14 protein-coding genes are annotated in these 18362 nt (G+C 68.1%); 12 read left to right on the top strand and 2 right to left on the bottom strand.

Annotated features, from left to right (window positions below; genetic code table 11):
• Window positions 1–118 precede the first annotated feature (118 nt).
• The 3 genes from AC6JAC_RS20490 to AC6JAC_RS20480 all read left to right on the top strand — a co-directional run bounded on the left by AC6JAC_RS20490 (window position 119) and on the right by AC6JAC_RS20480 (window position 3846).
• Window positions 119–859 carry an HAD family hydrolase gene (locus tag AC6JAC_RS20490; protein WP_497966417.1) on the top strand — a complete coding sequence of 247 codons (741 nt, stop codon included), beginning with the start codon at window positions 119–121 and terminating at the stop codon, window positions 857–859.
• A 54-nt stretch (window positions 860–913) separates the two neighbouring features.
• Window positions 914–3274: a glycoside hydrolase family 65 protein gene (locus AC6JAC_RS20485; RefSeq protein ID WP_497966415.1), complete on the top strand. Its 2361-nt coding sequence runs from the start codon at window positions 914–916 to the stop codon at window positions 3272–3274.
• Between the two features lie 110 nt (window positions 3275–3384).
• On the top strand, window positions 3385–3846 hold the full coding sequence (locus AC6JAC_RS20480) for a DUF2871 domain-containing protein (RefSeq protein WP_454697412.1): 462 nt from the start codon (window positions 3385–3387) through the stop codon (window positions 3844–3846).
• 68 nt (window positions 3847–3914) lie between these two features.
• Here the strand turns inward: AC6JAC_RS20480 and AC6JAC_RS20475 are convergent, their stop codons facing one another.
• A complete protein-coding gene (locus AC6JAC_RS20475) occupies window positions 3915–5228 on the bottom strand; it encodes an MFS transporter (protein WP_497966409.1) in 1314 nt (437 codons plus the stop codon).
• A gap of 72 nt (window positions 5229–5300) precedes the next feature.
• On the opposite strand from AC6JAC_RS20475, the gene AC6JAC_RS20470 reads away from it, so the two are divergent.
• From AC6JAC_RS20470 to AC6JAC_RS20435, 8 genes are all read left to right on the top strand, one after another.
• Window positions 5301–5891, top strand: a complete 591-nt coding sequence (locus tag AC6JAC_RS20470; protein ID WP_497966406.1) for a hypothetical protein — start codon at window positions 5301–5303, stop codon at window positions 5889–5891.
• 125 nt (window positions 5892–6016) lie between these two features.
• The gene (locus AC6JAC_RS20465) at window positions 6017–6901 is read left to right on the top strand and encodes a hypothetical protein (protein ID WP_497966404.1); all 885 of its coding nucleotides are present in this window, start codon (window positions 6017–6019) and stop codon (window positions 6899–6901) included.
• Window positions 6885–7634, top strand: a complete 750-nt coding sequence (locus tag AC6JAC_RS20460) for a LamB/YcsF family protein (protein ID WP_347898680.1) — start codon at window positions 6885–6887, stop codon at window positions 7632–7634. The genes AC6JAC_RS20465 and AC6JAC_RS20460 overlap by 17 nt, the downstream gene beginning before the upstream one ends.
• Before the next feature lie 210 nt (window positions 7635–7844).
• Window positions 7845–11555 carry a nitrate reductase subunit alpha gene (locus AC6JAC_RS20455; protein WP_497966402.1) on the top strand — a complete coding sequence of 1237 codons (3711 nt, stop codon included), beginning with the start codon at window positions 7845–7847 and terminating at the stop codon, window positions 11553–11555.
• Window positions 11555–13228, top strand: a complete 1674-nt coding sequence (narH, locus tag AC6JAC_RS20450) for a nitrate reductase subunit beta (RefSeq protein ID WP_028270641.1) — start codon at window positions 11555–11557, stop codon at window positions 13226–13228. Before AC6JAC_RS20455 ends, narH begins: the two co-directional genes overlap by 1 nt.
• Window positions 13225–13845: a nitrate reductase molybdenum cofactor assembly chaperone gene (narJ, locus tag AC6JAC_RS20445; protein ID WP_028270642.1), complete on the top strand. Its 621-nt coding sequence runs from the start codon at window positions 13225–13227 to the stop codon at window positions 13843–13845. The genes narH and narJ overlap by 4 nt, the downstream gene beginning before the upstream one ends.
• Before the next feature lie 2 nt (window positions 13846–13847).
• Window positions 13848–14645: a respiratory nitrate reductase subunit gamma gene (gene narI / locus AC6JAC_RS20440; RefSeq protein WP_028270643.1), complete on the top strand. Its 798-nt coding sequence runs from the start codon at window positions 13848–13850 to the stop codon at window positions 14643–14645.
• Window positions 14646–14691: 46 nt separating this feature from the next.
• Window positions 14692–15915, top strand: coding sequence for an MFS transporter (locus AC6JAC_RS20435; protein WP_454697420.1), 1224 nt, complete (start codon window positions 14692–14694; stop codon window positions 15913–15915).
• 132 nt (window positions 15916–16047) lie between these two features.
• On the opposite strand, the gene AC6JAC_RS20430 is transcribed toward AC6JAC_RS20435, so the two are convergent.
• Window positions 16048–17397, bottom strand: coding sequence for a DUF445 domain-containing protein (locus AC6JAC_RS20430; RefSeq protein WP_454697421.1), 1350 nt, complete (start codon window positions 17395–17397; stop codon window positions 16048–16050).
• A 50-nt stretch (window positions 17398–17447) separates the two neighbouring features.
• Between AC6JAC_RS20430 and AC6JAC_RS20425 the strand changes: the two genes are divergently transcribed.
• The gene (locus tag AC6JAC_RS20425; RefSeq protein ID WP_454697422.1) at window positions 17448–18347 is read left to right on the top strand and encodes a glycerophosphodiester phosphodiesterase; all 900 of its coding nucleotides are present in this window, start codon (window positions 17448–17450) and stop codon (window positions 18345–18347) included.
• The last annotated feature ends 15 nt before the right edge of the window (window positions 18348–18362 follow it).

Below are 18362 nucleotides of genomic sequence, written 5' to 3'. Positions count from 1 at the left end.
TGCACTGCCGCACTTCTGCACCAAGCCCCGTTGAATCAAGCGATTCCCGCCGCCCCAAAAACCTGCAGCATCCACGCACGTCCCCCTGCACGCCTTCTGAAAGGACACCGAGTACCGCATGACTGAGCTTTCAAACAGCACCACCGTCCACGGCTGGACCGGCGCCTCCGCCATCCTCTTCGACCTCGACGGCGTGCTCACGCCCACGGCGATCGTCCACGAGCGCGCCTGGCAGGAGCTTTTCGACGGCTTCCTGCAGGACGTTCCGGATGCGGACAGCTACCGCGAAAGCGACTACTTCGACCATATCGACGGCAAGCCCAGATTCGACGGCGTCCGGGACTTCCTCGCCTCGCGCAGCATCGTGCTGCCCGAAGGCCCCTCGGACGACGACCCCGCCAACGACACGGTCCATGGCCTCGGCAACCGCAAGAACAAGGTTTTCAACGACATCGTCGAAGCCGGCGGCGTGGCCCCGTACGAGGGCTCGGTGCGCTTCCTGGAAGCAGCACAGGCGCTGGGACTTAAGGTCGCCGTCGTCTCTTCCTCCCGGAACGCACCGGCGGTGCTGCAGGCCGCGGGACTGGCGCACCACTTCCCTGTAGTGGTGGACGGCGTCGTCGCGGCTGCTGCCGGCCTGCCCGGCAAGCCCAGCCCGGCCACCTACGAGTACGCGGCGCAGCTGCTGGACCTCCCCAGCGCGGAATGCGTTGTGGTTGAGGACGCCGTGTCCGGGGTCCAGGCCGGAAGCGCCGGCACCTTCCATTCGGTGATCGGAGTGGACCGCGGAGCCGGCCGGCAGACGCTGCTGGACGCCGGCGCCACGCTGGTGGTCGAGGACCTGAACGAACTCCTCTAGCCCCGCCGCACCAACCTCCCAACCTGCACAACGCCAAAAGGAACCCCAACAGCCATGGCACTCATCACCTCTGACCGTGCTCGTTTTCCGAACGATCCCTGGCAGCTCGTGGAAACCGTCCACCTTCCCGGAAACTCCGGAACCCTGGAAACCCTCTTCAGCCTGGGCAACGGCCATCTCGGCATCCGCGGCGCCCACTGGGCCGCGGCGGACGCCGACCTGCCCGGCAGCTTCATCAACGGCTTCCACGAGACCTGGGACATCAAGCACGCAGAGAATGCCTTCGGCTTCGCCCGCACCGGCCAGCGGATCCTCTACATCCCGGACGTCAACAACTTCACCGTGATCATCGACGGCGAAACGCTGACCCTGAGCGAATCGACAGTGCTGGACTACCGCCGGTCCGTTGACTTCGCCACCGGAATCTACGAATGCCGGATCACCTGGCAGTGCCGCTCAGGTGCCACCGTGACCACCACGGAGCGCCGGGCGGTGGGTTACCAGTCCCGCGGCACCCTGGGCATCAGCCTCGAAGTGGCCGCGGACCGTGACATCTACGCGGATGTGACGTCCTCCGTGATCAACCGCCAGGACCAGCCCGTGGAGGACCACTCCACCCACGATCCGCGCCGCGCCGGACGGCACGCCGGCCGCGTCCTGCTGCCGGTAAGGCTCGACGGCGGGGACGGCTCGCTTCGCCTGTCCTGGGAAGCCGCCGACTCCCGGCAGCGTGTGGGCCTGGCCGTGGACCACTGGACCTCGGCCGAGGTCCAGCCGTTCGAGACCCTGGTGGACCAGGACGACAGCAGCGTCCGGTATGTCCTCGCTGTGGGAGCCGACCAGCCCTTCCGCCTTGAGAAGACCGCCAGCTACGCCGTGGCGCGGGCCTTCCGCGAGGGCGCCGTGGACGGCGGGTCCGCGCAGGACCCCTCGGAAGCGGCGGAGAACGTGCTTCAGCCCGTCAATGCCATCTTCGCCGAAAGCGAAGCGCACTACCGCGATTACTGGGCCACCTCGGACATTGTGGTGGGCGGCCAGCCCGAACTGCAGCAGGCCATCCGCTGGAACCTCTTCCAGCTGGCCCAGGCCACCGCCCGCGCGGACGTCGCCGGCATCCCGGCCAAGGGCGTCACGGGCTCCGGCTACGATGGCCACTACTTCTGGGACCAGGAGGTGTACCTGCTTCCGTACCTGACATACACCAGCCCGGACAACGCGCGCCAGGTCCTGGAGTTCCGGCATGAGATGCTGCCGGACGCCAAGGTCCGCGCCAAGGAACTGAGCGTTGACGGGGCACTGTTCCCGTGGCGCACCATCAACGGGCTCGAAGCCAGCGCCTACTACGCCGCCGGCACCGCGCAGTTCCACATCGCCGCCGCCGTCGCCTTCGCCGCCAACAGGTACATGTGGGCCAGCGGCGACGAGGACTTCAAGCACGGCATGGGCGCGGAGCTGCTGATCGAAACCGCCCGGATGTGGGTCTCCCTCGGCTTCTTCGGCAAGGACGGGCTGTTCCACATCCACGGCGTCACGGGCCCGGATGAGTACACGGCCGTGGTGAACGACAACCTCTACACAAACGTCATGGCCAGGTTCAACCTGCGCACCGCAGCGGCCCTGGACCACCCGGAAATCGACGACGCCGAACGCGAGCTCTGGGAGCAGGCTGCCATCCGGATGCAGCTGCCCTACGACGAAGACCTCGAGGTGTATTCGCAGGACAACGACTTCATGACCCTGGAGCCGTGGGACTGGAGCACGCCCCGGTCCAAGTACCCGCTGCTGCTGAACTTCCACCCGCTGGTGATCTACCGCCACCAGGTCCTCAAGCAGGCGGACACCGTGCTGGCGATGTTCCTGCAGTGGCAGGACTTCACGGCCGACGAAAAGCGGCGCGCGTTCGACTTCTACGATCCGATCACCACCGGCGACTCCACCCTGTCCGCCTGCGTCCAGGGAATCATGGCTGCCGAGGTGGGCTACGAGAAGGCCGCGCTGGACCACTTCACCCATGCGGCGTACATCGACCTCGACGACACCCACGGCAACACCATCGACGGCGTGCACATCGCCTCCACCGGCGGTGTGTGGAGTTCGCTGGTCAGCGGCTTTGCGGGGCTCCGGGACCAGGGCGACGTTCCGTTCTTCGACCCGAGGCTGCCCGACGAATGGGAGGGCCTGACCTTCCACCTCAAGGTGCGCGGCCGCCTGCTGTTCGTGGAGCTGGGCCACGGATCCATCGGCCTCAGCATCCGCGAGGGCGAACCCCTGGACGTCAACGTCCGCGGTGAGCTGCTCACGGTGGGCCACGACGTTGCCCGGGTGCCGCTGGCCCCGGTCGGCGCTCCGGAGCCCACCATCTTCCCGAGCGGACTTCCGACGGCGTCCATCCCGATCGTGCGCGCCCGCAGCTAAGCGCGCAGTAGTCCCAACAGCAGTAGTTCCAACAGCAGTAGTCCCAACAGACGGGCGGGATCAACCGAACGGTTGATCCCGCCGTCGTGCTTCGGCGAAAGACTGGGGGAGTGAAAAAACTCTTCCATGCCTCGTTTGCCTATGCCATCGCCGGGGTCCTCTCCGGCCTCTACTATCGGGAACTCACCAAGATCAACGGCTTCACCGGCGACTCCCAGCTGGGCCTGGTGCACACGCACTGGCTGGTGCTGGGCTTCATCGTTTTGCTGCTGGTGCTCGGGCTGGAGAAGGCCTTCGCAATCTCCGCTGCGGCGCCGAGGCTGTTCGCGTGGTTCTTCTGGATCTGGAACGCCGGCGTGGTGGTCACCGGCGGGATGATGCTGGTCAAGGGGACACTGGTCGTGGCAGGTTTGGATGCCAGCTCCAAAGCGCTCGCCGGGATCGCCGGCACCGGCCACATGCTGCTCACCGCAGGCCTGGTGCTGCTCTTCCTGGCCCTGCGGAAGGCGTTGACGGCGGCCACTGACGCCCCGTCGGCGGTGCCGCCGCTGCCTGTGGCCGCCAAGGCGTAGCAGCCGCGGGGCGCGGCAGGCTACCGAGACGGCAGCCGCGGGGCGCGGCAGCCGCGGGGCGCGGCAGGCTACGGGCTGTCCGCGGTTTCCCGGTCCCCGGCGCTGCGGTCCAGCGGGTGGGCCAGCTCGTCGGCCGGCATCCTGGCCACCACCAATGCCACCACGGCCATGACGGGGCAGACACCGCCGGCCACCAGGAAAATCACCCACGTGGGCACTACGGCCGCAGCGGGTCCGGCCAGTGCCATGGAGACGGGCATCAGGGCCAGCGACACGAAGAAGTCCAGGCTGGACACGCGGCCCAGCAGGTGGGCAGGAACCCGGCGCTGCAGGAGCGTCCCCCAGATCACCATGCCGATGCCTCCCGTGGCGCCGAAGATGAACAGCGCCGCAGCGACCATCCAGAAGCTGTCCATGATCCCGACGGCGGCAAGCGGCAGGCTGCCGGCGCCCCACGACACCATCATCACCGTGAGGTAGCGGCGCGGCAGAGCGAAGGACGCCGTGGCCAGCGACGCGGCCGCACCGCCCACGCCCATCACGGCCAGCAGGAAACCGAACATGCGAGAGTCGCCGCCCAGCTGGTCGCGGACAACGAACGGCATCAGCACCTCGATGGGGCCGATCAGGAACAGCACCGAGATGCAGGCCCACAGCAGCGTCCACAACAGCCAGGGCGTCCTGGCCGTGTAGCTGACGCCCTCACGGAGGTCGTGGAAGAAAGATGTTTTGGCGCGTTCGACGGCGGTGCCGCTTGTGCCGGCGGTGCCCGCGGTGCCCGGCGCATCAAGGGCGTGCTGGCCGAGGAAGTTGAGGATGATGAACGCGAGGAGGTGGCATGCCGCCACACCCGTGACTGCGTGCGAGGGGGATAACGCGGCCACCAGGATGCCGGCCACGGCAGGACCGGCCGCCTGCTGCAGGATGGGCCGCAGGGTCCCCTCCATGCCGTTGGCCGCGAGCAGGTCTTCCGGCGGCAGGATCCTGGGCAGGATGGCCGAATAGGCCGGGAAGAAGAACGCCGCACCCACGCCGAGCACGAACGCGCCTACGGCCAGGTGCCACAACTGCAGCCACCCCGCCAGGGCAAGCCCGCTGATGGCCGCGATCACAGCGAGGTTGGTGCCTTCCACCGCGATGATCAAAAGCCGCTGCGGCACCCGGTCGGCGGCGATCCCGCCTGCCAGGACGAACGCCACCAGTCCCACGCTGCCCGCAGTGGCAACGAGGGACAGCTCAAGCGGACCGCCGCCCAGGTGGATCACCTGGTACACCATGCCCACAGCCCACATTCCGGAACCGAAAATGGAGACGGCCAACGCGGCGATCAGCACCCGGTACTCCCGGTGCACAAAGGGCCGCAGGGCTCTGGGGGTGGGCATAAGGCTAGTCTAGGCCCGCCCATCCGGCCGCGCCGCAGCTGCCGCCAACCCCTGCAGGGCTAGGCTCTGCGTATGGGGAACAGTCCGGCAGGCGCATCACGCCGCAGCATGGCATTCATCGGCAGCAACCCGGGCCTGGCGCTGCATCCGGTGAACCCGGACGGCGTCCACATCCCCGGTGAACCCGCCAGCTGCTTCGCCTCCTTCTGGATGGCCGAATGGTCCAAGTGGGGCAGCGGCAACGCCCTTCTGGTGGCCACCCGCCAGGGCTGGCGCAGCTACGGCCCCAACGGCTACTTCGCCGAAACCCTGGCCAACGAACTCACCCGCTATTTTCCGGAGGCAGCCCGGTTCCCGCTGGCGGAAATCACGCACACCCAGGACGAGTTCGACGTCGAACTGGACGTGGACCGCGGCTTCCGGGCCGTGGGGCGCAAGGCGGAGCTCGAAATCAGCGGCGTCCTGGACCGCCGCCAGTTCTCAGCGCCCGACTTCCAGCTCGGCGGCACCAGCGCGGCCCTGACGAATGTCTACCTTCCGTGCAACACCGGACGGCTGGCCGAATTCGGCGTGGAATGGCCCGGCTCACCGACCGTGTACCCCGGGCCCCGGGGGCCGTCGTCGTCAGCGTACATAGCGGTGGCCGAATCCTGGGTGATGTAGCAAGGTGGCTTAGTGTTAAGGGAGAGCGGCAGCCACAAGCTGTCGTTGCCCGGCAGCAGTCACGGTTCCGTACCGCGGTTGCGGACCCCCGCCGGCGGCTTGTTCCCGTTCCAGGAAAGGTGACGATGGCCATGCGAAAGAACCCGGCAATGCGAATTGCACAAAAGACCGCGCACAAGGCGGTGTTCGACTCCCACGGCAAGCCCAAGCCCGGATTGCACGGCATGCTGCTGCGGGCGGTCGAAGTCCAGCGCCCGCTGGTGCTTGCCAACCTCCGGCGGCTCCAGCGCAGGCACCCGCGCGCCACGGCGGCGCAGCTCGCGGACAAGCTGGAACGCGACTACCTGCTGGCTGTGACCGGCGGCGGCGCACTCGTCGGCGGCTCCGCCGTCATCCCCGGCGTCGGCACCGTGGCCGCCCTGGGCCTCTCCGCCGCAGCCACCGTCGGCTTCCTCGAAGCCACCGCGCTGTACGCAACATCCCTGGCCGAGCTCCACGGCATCCGCATGGTGGACCCCGAGAAAGCCGGCACGCTGGTCATGGCCATCATGCTGGGCGAGGAAGGTACCGCGCTCCTCGGTAGCCTCAGCGGCCAGGCTGCCGGCCGCGGCAAGGGCCCCACGGACGCCTGGGGTTCAGCGTTCGCCCGCAAGACATCGTTCCCCGGCTTCGGCTCGGTGCGGGACCGGATTCAGCGTGCGTTCCTCCGCAATTTGCTGCAGCGGCAAGGGACGGCGCTGCTGGGCCGCGCCCTGCCGTTCGGCGTCGGCGCCGTGGTGGGAGGCGTGGGCAACCGCGTGATGGGACGCGCCGTCGTCGCAAGCGCCAAGGAAGCTTTCGGGCCCATGCCGGACACCATCCCCGGCGAACTGACGCCCGGGGCTGCCGGCGCGGGCACCACCGGCGGTGCCGGATCCCCGGCCGCCCTGGACGCCAGCACCAATACCCCCGGCACCACAACCGGCGGAGACTCAACATTGAAAGGTGGATTCATTGGATCTGAACGCTGACCTGGGGGAGTCCTTCGGGACCTGGACCATGGGGGACGATGCCGCCATGTTCCCGCTCATCACCAGCGCCAGCGTGGCCTGCGGCCTGCACGCCGGGGACCCCGTCACCATGCTGGACACCTGCCGTGCGGCCTTTGAGCTGGACGTCAGGGTGGGCGCGCATGTCGGGTATCCCGACCTGCCCGGGTTTGGCCTCCGGTCCATTGACATGACCTTTGACGACCTCTTCGGGGCCGTGCTGTACCAGCTCGGCGCGCTCGACGGCGTGGCGCACGCCGTCGGGGCATCCGTTGACTACGTCAAAGTCCACGGCGCACTGTACGACCGCACGGTGCACGACGCCGAACAGGCCTCGGCCGTGATCGCCGCCATCCAGGCCTACGATCCCGGGCTGCCGATCCTGGGCCTGCAGGGGTCGGCACTCCTGTCCTTTGCCGCCGAGGCGGGCCACCCCGTGTTCCATGAAGCCTTCGCGGACCGCGCCTACCTCCCGGACGGATCGCTGGTGCCGCGCACAGCGGACGGTGCGCTCCTGGTCGACGCCGGGGAGATCGCCGAACGCGCGGTCCGGCTGGCCATTCACGGCGAAGTGGAGGCCGTGGACGGCACCGTGGTCCGGCTGCAGCCGCACTCGCTGTGCCTCCACGGCGACACCCCCGGTTCGGTGGAGACGGCGGCCGCCGTCCGCAAGGCCCTGGAAGCCGCCGGCGTGGAACTGGAGCCCTTCGCCTAGCCCTCAGACCAACTAAGCGCGAACGGACACTTCCGGCCCTCCCTGAAGCGCGAACGGACACTTGCGGCCCCGTCGCGCGCTCGGGGCGGGGGCTTATGTGTCCGTTCGCGCTACCAACCGGTGCTCAAGTGTCCGTTCGCGCTCAGCCGGGGGCGGGCTAGTGCCGTTCGGCCCTATCCGGAGCTTCACGCGGCAACCTAGCTTGAGGGCATGGCTGCCGGACCCCATGCGGGGTTAGATGGACCCGCATCAGATGCAATGTTGAAGCTGGGCCGATTCTTCACCAAATGGGACCAGACCGACGACGGCAGGGCGGTGTTCCGGGAGGGCGGCCGCAAAGGCGACATCTTCTACCGCGACCGCTGGAGCCACGACAAGGTGGTCCGGTCCACGCACGGGGTGAACTGCACCGGCTCGTGCTCCTGGAAGGTGTACGTCAAGGACGGCATCATCACCTGGGAGTCCCAGCAGACCGACTACCCCTCGGTGGGCCCGGACAGCCCGGAATACGAGCCCAGGGGCTGCCCGCGCGGCGCGGCGTTCTCCTGGTACACCTACTCGCCCACGCGGGTCCGCTTCCCGTACGCCCGGGGCGTCCTCGTCGAGATGTACCGCGAGGCCAAGGCCCGGCTCGGCGACCCGGTGCTGGCCTTCGCCGAGATAACGGCCGACCCGGAAAAGCGCCGACGCTACCAGCAGGCCCGCGGCAAGGGCGGCCTGGTGCGTGTTTCCTGGCAGGAAGCCGTCGAGATCGCGGCCGCAGCCCACGTGAACACGATCAAGGCCTACGGCCCGGACCGCTGCGCCGGTTTCTCACCCATCCCCGCGATGTCCATGGTGTCGCACGCCGTGGGAACCCGTTTCATCCAGCTGATCGGCGGGGTGATGACGTCCTTCTACGACTGGTACGCGGACCTGCCCGTCGCCAGCCCGCAGGTGTTCGGGGACCAGACCGACGTCCCGGAGTCCGGCGACTGGTGGGACGCGCGCTACCTCATGATGTGGGGCTCCAACGTCCCCGTGACCCGGACCCCGGACGCGCACTGGATGGCCGAGGTCCGGTACCGCGGCACCAAGGTGGTCACCGTCAGCCCGGACTACGCGGACAACACCAAATTCGCCGACGAATGGCTCCCCGCGCAGGCCGGAACGGACGCAGCCCTGGCGATGGCGATGGGGCACGTCATGCTCAAGGAATTCTTCGTGGACCGGGACGTGCCGTTTTTCACCGACTACGTGAAGCAGTACACGGACCTTCCGTTCCTGGTCAGGCTGGTGAAGAACGACGACGGCGCCCTGACGCCGGCGAAATTCCTCACCGCCCGGGACCTCCCGGGGGAGTCCGGGGCTGAGGACGCGGCGTTCCGCACCGTCCTGTTCGACAAGAAGACCGGGCGGACCGCGGTGCCCAACGGCTCCCTCGGGTTCCGGTATTCCGGCAGCGGCGAGGGCAAATGGAACCTCGACCTGGAGGGAATCGACCCCGCCCTGTCCCTCCGTGAAGTGTCCGGGGAAAGCGCCGAAATCCTGCTCCCGTGCTTCGAGGATGCCGGCGGGGAGGGGAGCGTGCTGCGCCGCGGCGTGCCTGTCCTGGAAGTGGAAGGCCAGCTGGTCACCACTGTGTTCGACCTGATGCTGGCCCAGTACGGCGTGGGCCGGGACGGGCTCCCGGGGGAGTGGGCCGCCGGCTACGAGGACGCGTCCACGCCCTACACCCCGGCCTGGCAGGAGGAGATCACCAGCGTCCCCGCACAGGCCTGCATCCGCGTGGCGCGGGAGTTCGCGCGCAACGCCGAGCAGTCCAAGGGCCGGTCCATGATCATCATGGGCGCCGGGATCTGCCAGTGGTTCCACGGCGACACCACCTACCGGGCCGTGCTGGCGCTGGTGATGCTCACCGGCTGCATGGGCCGCAACGGCGGTGGCTGGGCGCATTACGTCGGGCAGGAAAAGACCCGGCCGGTCACCGGCTGGTTGTCGCTGGCCAATGCCCTGGACTGGTCGCGCCCGCCGCGGACCATGATCGGCACCGGCTACTGGTACATGCACACCGACCAGTGGCGGCAGGACGGCTATTCCGCGGACGCGCTGAAGTCCCCGCTGTCCACCGGAGCCCTGGACGGCATGCACACCGCGGACGCGCTGGCCCAGTCCGCCCGGCTCGGCTGGATGCCGTTCTACCCGCAGTTCGACCGCAACCCGCTGGACCTCGCGGACGAGGCGGAGGCCGCCGTCGCCGCCGGCACTGCGCCGGACACTCCGGGTTACATCGCGGACGCGCTCAAGAACCGCACGCTGAACCCGGCCATCGAGGACGTGGACGCCCCGGAGAACTGGCCTCGGACCCTGGTGCTGTGGCGCTCCAACCTGTTCGGCTCCTCGGCCAAGGGCAACGAGTACTTCCTGCGGAACCTGCTGGGCACGCACAACAACGTCCTGGGCAAGGACCACGCCGAGGGGCTCAAGCCCAGGGACGTGAGGTGGCATGAGCGGGCGCCGGAGGGGAAGCTGGACCTGCTGGTCTCCGCTGATTTCCGGATGACCTCCACCACGCTGCTGTCCGACGTCGTGTTCCCGGCCGCCACCTGGTACGAGAAACATGACCTGTCCTCCACCGACATGCACCCGTTCGTCCACGCCTTTAGCCCGGCGATTGACCCGCCGTGGGAAACCAAAACGGACTTCGACACCTTCCACCTGCTGGCACAGGAGTTCTCCCGGCAGGCGAAGACCCACCTGGGCGTCCGCCGGGACCTGGTCAGTGTGCCGCTGCAGCACGACACCCCAGGCCAGCTGGCCCAGCCCGGCGGGATCGTGCGGGACTGGCGTGAGACGGACATCCCCGCCGTGCCCGGGCAGAACATGCCCGTCTTTTCGGTGGTGGAGCGTGACTATACGGCCATCGCGGACAAGCTGGCCGCCGTCGGGCCCCTCGCCGACAAACTGGGCTTCACGGTCAAGAACGTCACCTACAAACTCGCCGGACCCCTGGACCGGCTCAGCCGCTCCAACGGCGTGATGCTTGGCGGCGCCGCGGACGGCCGCCCGGCGATCGACACCGACGCGAAAATGGCGGAAGCCATCCTGGCCTTCTCCGGGACCACCAACGGTGCGCTGTCCGTGCAGGGCTTCAAGGACCTGGAAGTCCGCACCGGCCGGAAGCTCGCAGACCTGTCCGAGGGCTCCGAGGAAAAGTTCATCACCTTCGCCCAGACCCAGGCCGGCCCGGTCCCGGTGATCACCTCGCCGGAATGGTCCGGCTCCGAAACCGGCGGCCGGCGCTACGCCCCCTTCACCATCAACATCGAACGGCTCAAGCCCTTCCACACCCTGACCGGGCGGATGCACTTCTTCCTCGACCACGACTGGATGACCGACATCGGCGAAGCCCTGCCGATCTACCGGCCGCCGCTGGACATGCACCGGCTCTTCGGCGAGCCCAAACTCGGACGGGACGGGGCCATGGAGGTGGTGGTCCGGTACCTCACCCCGCACTCCAAGTGGTCCATCCACTCCGAATACCAGGACAACCTGCTGATGCTCTCGCTCTCCCGCGGCGGCCCCACCGTCTGGATGAGCCCGGCCGATGCGGAAGCAATCCAGGTCAGGGACAACGATTGGGTGGAGTGCCTGAACATCAACGGCGTCCTGGTGGCCCGGGCCATTGTCAGCCACCGGATGCCGGCCGGGGTGGTGTACGTCCACCACGCGCAGGAACGCACCATCGACGTCCCGAAGTCCGAGGCCACCGGCAGGCGCGGCGGCATCCACAATTCGGTGACCCGGCTGCTGGTGAAACCCTCGCACCTGATCGGCGGCTACGCCCAGCTGGCCTACGCGTTCAACTACCTCGGCCCCACCGGAAACCAGCGCGACATGGTGGCCACCGTCCGCCGTCGTTCCCAGGAGGTGCAGTACTGATGCGTGTCATGGCTCAAATGGGCATGGTCATGAACCTGGACAAATGCATCGGCTGCCACACCTGTTCCGTGACCTGCAAGCAGGCCTGGACCAACCGTGCGGGCACCGAATACGTCTGGTTCAACAACGTGGAAACCCGCCCCGGCCAGGGGTATCCCCGGCGCTACGAGGACCAGGAAAGGTGGCACGGCGGCTGGGTGCTGAACAAGCGCGGCAAGCTGGTGCTCAAGGCCGGCGGCCGCGTGAAGAAGCTCCTGGGGATCTTCGCCAGCCCCGTCCAGCCCGAACTCAAGGACTACTACGAGCCGTGGACCTACGACTACAAGACCCTCGTGGACGCGCCGCTGGGCGACGACTTCCCGGTGGCCCGGCCCAAGTCCCTGATCACCGGGAAGGACACGAAGATCACGTGGTCCGCGAACTGGGACGACGACCTGGGCGGCTCCGCCGAGAACGGCCATCTGGACCCGATCGTGGAGAAGGTGCGCCGCGAGTCCGAGGACAAGATCAAGTTCGCCTACGAGCAGACGTTCATGTTCTACCTGCCGCGGATCTGCGAGCACTGCCTGAACCCGTCCTGTATGGCCTCCTGCCCCTCCGGCGCGATCTACAAGCGGGTTGAGGACGGCATTGTGCTGGTGGACCAGGACAAGTGCCGCGGCTGGCGGCAGTGCGTCACGGGCTGCCCGTACAAGAAGATCTACTTCAACCACAAGACGGGCAAGGCCGAGAAGTGCACCTTCTGCTACCCGCGGGTGGAAGTGGGGCTGCCGACGGTCTGCTCGGAGACCTGCGTGGGCCGGCTGCGGTACCTGGGGCTGTTCTTGTACGACGCCGACGCCGTCACCGCGGCGGCCGCGGTCACCGACCCGCAGGAACTCTACGACGCCCAGATGGACGTGCTGCTGGACCCCAACGACCCCGCCGTCCAGGCTGCGGCCCGGGCCCAGGACATCCCCGAGGACTGGATCGACGCCGCACGGCGCTCGCCGGTGTACGCCCTCGCCAAGGTCTACAAGGTGGCCCTGCCGCTGCACCCCGAATACCGGACCATGCCGATGGTCTGGTACGTGCCGCCGCTCTCACCCGTGGTGGATCTGCTGCGGGACCAGGGGCACGACGGCGAGGATCACGGCAACCTCTTCGGCGCCATTGAGGCGCTGCGCATCCCGGTGGAGTACCTCGCGGAACTCTTCACCGCCGGGGATGCGGACCGCGTCACCGCGGTGCTGAAGAAGCTCGCGGCCATGCGCTCCTACATGCGGGGCATCAGCCTGGGCAACGACCCCGATGACTCCATCCCGGAGGCCGTGGGCATGGACGGCCAGACCATGTACGAGATGTACCGGCTGATGGCGATCGCGAAGTACGACGAGCGCTACGTCATTCCCAAGGCGCACGTGGAACAGGCCCACGACCTGGAGGAGATGGGCTGCTCGCTGGACTTCGACGGCGGCCCCGGCATGCAGGATTCCTCCCCGTTCGGCGAGGCCAGCGGCCGCCCGGTCCCGGTGGCGGTGGAAACCTTCAATGCCCTGCGGGACCGGCAGACCTCCGACGAGGCGCCCGGTGGGACCACCCTGCGCGGCCGGGTGAACCTGCTCAACTGGGACGGCACCGGGGCGCCTCCGGGGCTTTTTCCGGAGAAGCACCACCCGGGGGAACAGCCGTGAGCCGGCGCCAGCAGGTGGTCTACCTCGCGGCCGCCTGGTGCCTGTCTTATCCGGATGAGGAATTGACCGGCAGGGTGCCGCTCATGCGGTCGGCGCTGGGCGAGTTCCCCGGTGCTTTGCCGGACTTCGCCGAGGTGCTGGACCTGCTGGAATCCACGCCGCCCATGGAGGTGCAGGCACACTACGTCCGTGAATTCGACCTCGGCAAGCGGCACGCCCTGCACCTGAGCTACTGGACCGACGGGGACACCCGGCGCCGTGGCGAGGTGCTGGGCAACTTCAAGAAGACCTACCGGCAAAGCGACATCCTGGTGGACACCCGCGGCGAACTGCCGGACTACCTGCCGATGGTCCTGGAATACGCCGCGGTGGTGGACCTGGCAGCGGGGCGGGAACTGCTCACCCGCTTCCGGGCGAGCCTCGAGATGCTTCGGTTCGGGCTGCTGCGGGACGGGTTGCCGCACGCCCGGATCCTGCAGGCCGTCTGCGCCACGCTCCCCGGGAAATCGCCCGCGGACGAGCAGGCCGTGATGCGGATGGCCGGTTACGGCCCGCCCACCGAGGCCGTGGGGCTGGACCCCTACGATCCGCGACTCCTGCCCGTGAAGGGGGCCTGACCATGGTGACTCTTGAAACGGCGCCCTTCGAAGCCGAGCCCGGATCCGCCGTCGAAATCACCGCCCTGGACACCGCGCTCTGGGGCGTCCTGCCGTACGTCATGGTGGTGGTGCTGGTGGGCGGCCTGGTGTGGCGCTACAAGTACGACCAGTTCGGCTGGACCACCAGGTCCTCCCAGCTGTACGAATCGAAGATGCTCCGGATTGCGTCCCCGCTGTTCCATTTCGGCCTGCTGGCGGTGATTGCCGGGCACTTCTTCGGCCTGGTGATCCCCATGGCGTGGACCCAGGCGGTGGGCATGAGCCAGGACTTCTACCACTTCAATGCCCTGTTTGTGGGCGGGATTGCGGGGGTGGGCACCCTGGGCGGGATCATCCTGCTGATCTACCGGCGCCGCACCACCGGGCCGGTGTTCATGGCCACCACCACGAACGACAAGACCATGTACGTGGTCCTCACCGCCGCCATTGTTTTCGGCCTCTGGACCACCCTGGCCAGCGTCTTCGAGGGCGAGCACGGGCACAACTACCGTGAGACCGTGGCGCCCTGGTTCCGCTCGCTGTTCGTCCTGCAGCCGGACATCGCGGCCATGGCGGCGGCGCCGTTCTCCTTCCACCTGCACACCCTCGTGGGTATGGCCCTGTTCGTCATCTGGCCGTTCACCCGGCTGGTCCACGCGTTCACGGCACCGCTGCACTACCTTTTCCGCCCCTACATCGTCTACCGCTCGCGGGACGCAGCCACCCGGCGCGGCTGGGCGCCGGTGGGAACCCGGGACAGGGACACCCGTAACCGCTGAAGCGGCCGGGCCCATCCAAAACCGGCTGAATCCAAAGGAGTGAACAGTGGCTGGAACAGCACCGTCCCCAACGTCCGCTTCCACGGGCCAGACCCGGAACCTGGTGCTGGCCACCGCGGCGTCCGTGGCAGGCTTCTGGGCCTGGAACTCCGTGGCCACCCTCGGCGCCTTCTACACCCAGAACCTGCAGCTCAACCCGGCCACCACCGGCGTCCTGGTGGCCATGCCGGTGTTCGTCGGCTCGCTGGGGCGGATCGTCGTCGGAACCCTGACGGACCGGTACGGCGGCCGGGCGATGTTCACCTTCGTGCTGCTTGCCGCCATCGTGCCGATCCTGCTGGTGGCCGTCGGCGGAACCCTGCGCTCCTTCGCGCTGGTGCTGGGCGCCGGCCTGCTGCTCGGCGTCGCCGGAACCGTGTTCGCCGTCGGAATCCCCTTTGTCAGCGGATGGTACGAACCGTCCCGGCGGGGCTTCGCCACCGGCGTCTTCGGTGCCGGCATGGGCGGAACGGCGCTGGCCGCCTTCCTCAACCCCCGGCTCGTCGCCTCCATCGGATACTTCCCGACGCACCTGCTGATCGCCGGGGTCCTTGCCGTCATGGCGGCCCTGGTCTGGTTCCTGATGAAGGAATCCCCGGGCTGGACCCGCAGCAACGCCCCGGTGCTGCCCAAACTCCTGGACGCCGCCAAAACACCGGTCACCTGGAAGATGTGCTTCCTCTACGCCGTCGTCTTCGGCGGCTTCGTCTCCTTTGCCACCTACCTGCCCACGTACCTCCGCGACGTGTACAGCTTCGATCCGAGCGGCGCCGGTGCGCGCACGGCAGGGTTCGCCCTCGCGGCGGTGCTGGCACGGCCGGTGGGCGGCGTGCTCGCGGATAAGCTCGGGCCCAAACCGGTGGTGATCGTCTCGCTTGCCGCCGTCGCTGTCCTCGCGTGGGTGGTGAACCTGCAGCCCGACGGCGAGGTCCCGGCGGGCCTGACATTCGTCGCCATGGCAGCGGCCCTCGGCCTGGGCGCGGGCGGGGTTTTCGCATGGGTGGGCGTGCTGGCGCCGCACGGGAAAGTGGGCAGCATCAGCGGCGTGGTCAGCGCGGCGGGCGGCCTCGGCGGCTACTTCCCGCCGCTCGTCATGGGGGCAACGTACGACGCCGCGACCCACAGCTACTCGATCGGCCTGCTCCTGCTGGTGGTCACGGCGCTCGTGGCACTGGTGTTTACGGTTTTCGCGGTGCAGGGCCGGGCCAGGGCAAAAGCGGTGCCGGCGTAGCTTGGCCCAGAAAGCGCGAACGGACACTTGCGGCCCCTCCCGAAGCGCGGCGGGGGGTGCTTAAGTGTCCGCTCGCGCTGGGCAGTGGTGCTTAAGTGTCCGTTCGCGCTGGGCGCTGGGTGGTTGGGGCGGTCAGCCGAAGGCCAGGTGCGCCACCGTGAAAATGGCCAGACCGGCCAGGGCGCCCACCACGGTGCCGTTGATCCGGATGAACTGCAGGTCCTTGCCCACCTGCAGCTCGATCTTCTGCGAGGTCTCCTCGGCATCCCAGCGCGCCACGGTGTCCGTGATCACGCCCGCGATGTCTGAGCGGTACGTCTTCACGAGGTAGCCCGCGGCGTCGCCGATCCACGCGTTGACCTTGCCCGCCAGTTCGGGGTCCACTACCAGCCGGGTGCCGAAGTCGTGCACGGCCGCCTTGAACTTGACGGTCAGTTCGCTGTGGGGATCGTCGACGGCGCCGAGCAGCGCCGCCTTGATGGTGCCCCACGTGCGGGACGCCAGTTCGCGGACCTCGGGGTCGCCCAGCACCTGCGCCTTGATGCCTTCGGCGCGGGCGATCATCACGGGATCGTGCTGCAGGTCCTGCGCAAGCGAGGTGAGGTACGTGTCGATCGATTGCCGGACCTGGTGGTGCGGATCGGCCTGCACGGCCTTGGTGAACTTGAGGATCTCCACATAGACCTTGTCTCCCACGAGCCCGTCCACGAACTGCGGAACCCACTGCGGGGACCGGTCCGAAACCAGCCTGCTGACCGTCTCGTGGTTGTCGCGGACCCAGTCCACGGTCCGGTCCACCAGCAGGTCCACCAGGGTGTGGTGGTGCCCGTCGGCGAAGATCCGCTCGGCGAGCCGGCCCACCGGAGGCCCCCACGGCGGAGTGAGCAGGTGCTTGCGGACCATCGACTCGATCACGGCCTGGACGTCGTCGTCGTTCAGTACCTTGAACGCGCCGCGGATGACGGCGGCACCCTCCTTGGCCACGCGCTCGGCACCGCCGGGACCGGACAGCCACGCACCGGCCTTCCGGGCGATGTCCACCGAGGCGAGCTTTTCCTGGACCACCTGTTCGGAGAGGAAATTGGTCTCCACGAATTCACCCAGCGAGGCGCCGATCTGGTCCTTGCGGCGGGGAATGATGGCCGTGTGCGGGATCTTGATTCCCATCGGGTACTTGAACAGGGCGGTCACCGCGAACCAGTCGGCGAGGGCGCCCACCATGCCGCCCTCGGCCGCAGCTCGGACGTATTCCAGCCACGGGTACTGCTTCTGCAGCGCGAAGGCGAACACGAAGATCACGGCCATGATAATCAACAGCCCCAGCGCCAGGAGTTTCATTTTCCGCAGCGCGGCGGCCTTTTCGGCGTCACTGCCCAGGCCCCGGTCGACGGCGGCACCGGCACCGGATCCGGTACCTGCTGTGCCGGCATGCGCGGGTCTGGTTGCAGCGGGACGGGTGGTTTGTTCACTGTTCACCTGCATGTGCCCAGCCTAGTCCCGCATCCGCCGCGGGCGTCCGCTAACGTGTCAGCATGACTACCGACGAGTCCGCCCCCACCCGGCCGCTGGTCTACGCCCACCGGGGATCCAGCGCAGCCTTCGCCGAGCACACGCGGGCCGCCTATCTCCAGGCCATTGCGGACGGGGCCGACGGCGTGGAATGCGACGTCCATCTCAGCCGGGACCAGCACGTGGTCCTGCTGCACGACGCGAACCTGGACCGCACCTCGGACGGCACCGGCCCCGTGGCTGACCGGACCCTCGATGAACTGCGGCTGCTGGATTTTTCCTCGTGGAAGGGCGCCCGGATTCCCCTTGAATACGGCGGAAAGTTCGACCAGTTGCTGACGCTGCCGGACCTGCTGGACATCCTCCGGGCGGCCGGCCGGGACATCGGGCTCGCCATTGAGCTCAAGCATCCCAGCCCGTACCTGCTGGCACTGGAGGACCGGGTGCTGGAGGTGCTGGAATCGGAAGGCTGGGATCCCCGCACTTCACGGGTGGACAACATTTCCGTGTCCTTCATGAGCTTCAGCCCGGACGCCATCAAGCACCTGCTCAAGACTGTTCCGGCCGAGTTCATCTGCCAGCTGGTGGACGACATCAAGGTGGAGGAAGTCCGGGAAGAACTCGGGCTGGGGGTTATCACCGGCGGGGCCGTAGCGAACGTTATGCGGGCCGCCCAGGTGGAAGGCGAACGGATCCTGAACGACTGCGAAGTGCGGCTGGCGGGACCGGGCATCGATTACGTGCGCCAGCACGCCCGCGCCGTGAAGCGCTGGATGGATTCCGGCCGCAGGTTCAGGGTGTGGACCGTGGACTCGGAGGAGGACGTGGCGCTGTGCCGGGACGTGGGAATCCACGAAATCACCACCAACCGGCCGGCCGAGGTGCTGGCCCGGCTCGGCGAAAGCAGTCATTCCGTCAGCTGAACGGGAAGGGGAATT

Source organism: Arthrobacter sp. KUASC02 (assembly GCF_059739395.1).
The sequence above is the reverse complement of the archived record's forward strand: the minus strand, read 5'-3'. Positions and strand labels throughout refer to the sequence as shown.

Bases quoted from the DNA above. Each gene is read 5' to 3' on its own strand.
- AC6JAC_RS20465 (WP_497966404.1), top strand. From the start codon at position 6,017: ATGGCCATGCGAAAGAACCCGGCAATGCGAATTGCACAAAAGACCGCG.
- AC6JAC_RS20475 (WP_497966409.1), bottom strand. From the start codon at position 5,228: ATGCCCACCCCCAGAGCCCTGCGGCCCTTTGTGCACCGGGAGTACCGG.
- AC6JAC_RS20485 (WP_497966415.1), top strand. From the start codon at position 914: ATGGCACTCATCACCTCTGACCGTGCTCGTTTTCCGAACGATCCCTGG.
- narI (WP_028270643.1), top strand. From the start codon at position 13,848: ATGGTGACTCTTGAAACGGCGCCCTTCGAAGCCGAGCCCGGATCCGCC.
- AC6JAC_RS20455 (WP_497966402.1), top strand. From the start codon at position 7,845: ATGGCTGCCGGACCCCATGCGGGGTTAGATGGACCCGCATCAGATGCA.
- AC6JAC_RS20425 (WP_454697422.1), top strand. From the start codon at position 17,448: ATGACTACCGACGAGTCCGCCCCCACCCGGCCGCTGGTCTACGCCCAC.
- AC6JAC_RS20470 (WP_497966406.1), top strand. From the start codon at position 5,301: ATGGGGAACAGTCCGGCAGGCGCATCACGCCGCAGCATGGCATTCATC.
- AC6JAC_RS20430 (WP_454697421.1), bottom strand. From the start codon at position 17,397: ATGCAGGTGAACAGTGAACAAACCACCCGTCCCGCTGCAACCAGACCC.
- narH (WP_028270641.1), top strand. From the start codon at position 11,555: ATGCGTGTCATGGCTCAAATGGGCATGGTCATGAACCTGGACAAATGC.
- AC6JAC_RS20490 (WP_497966417.1), top strand. From the start codon at position 119: ATGACTGAGCTTTCAAACAGCACCACCGTCCACGGCTGGACCGGCGCC.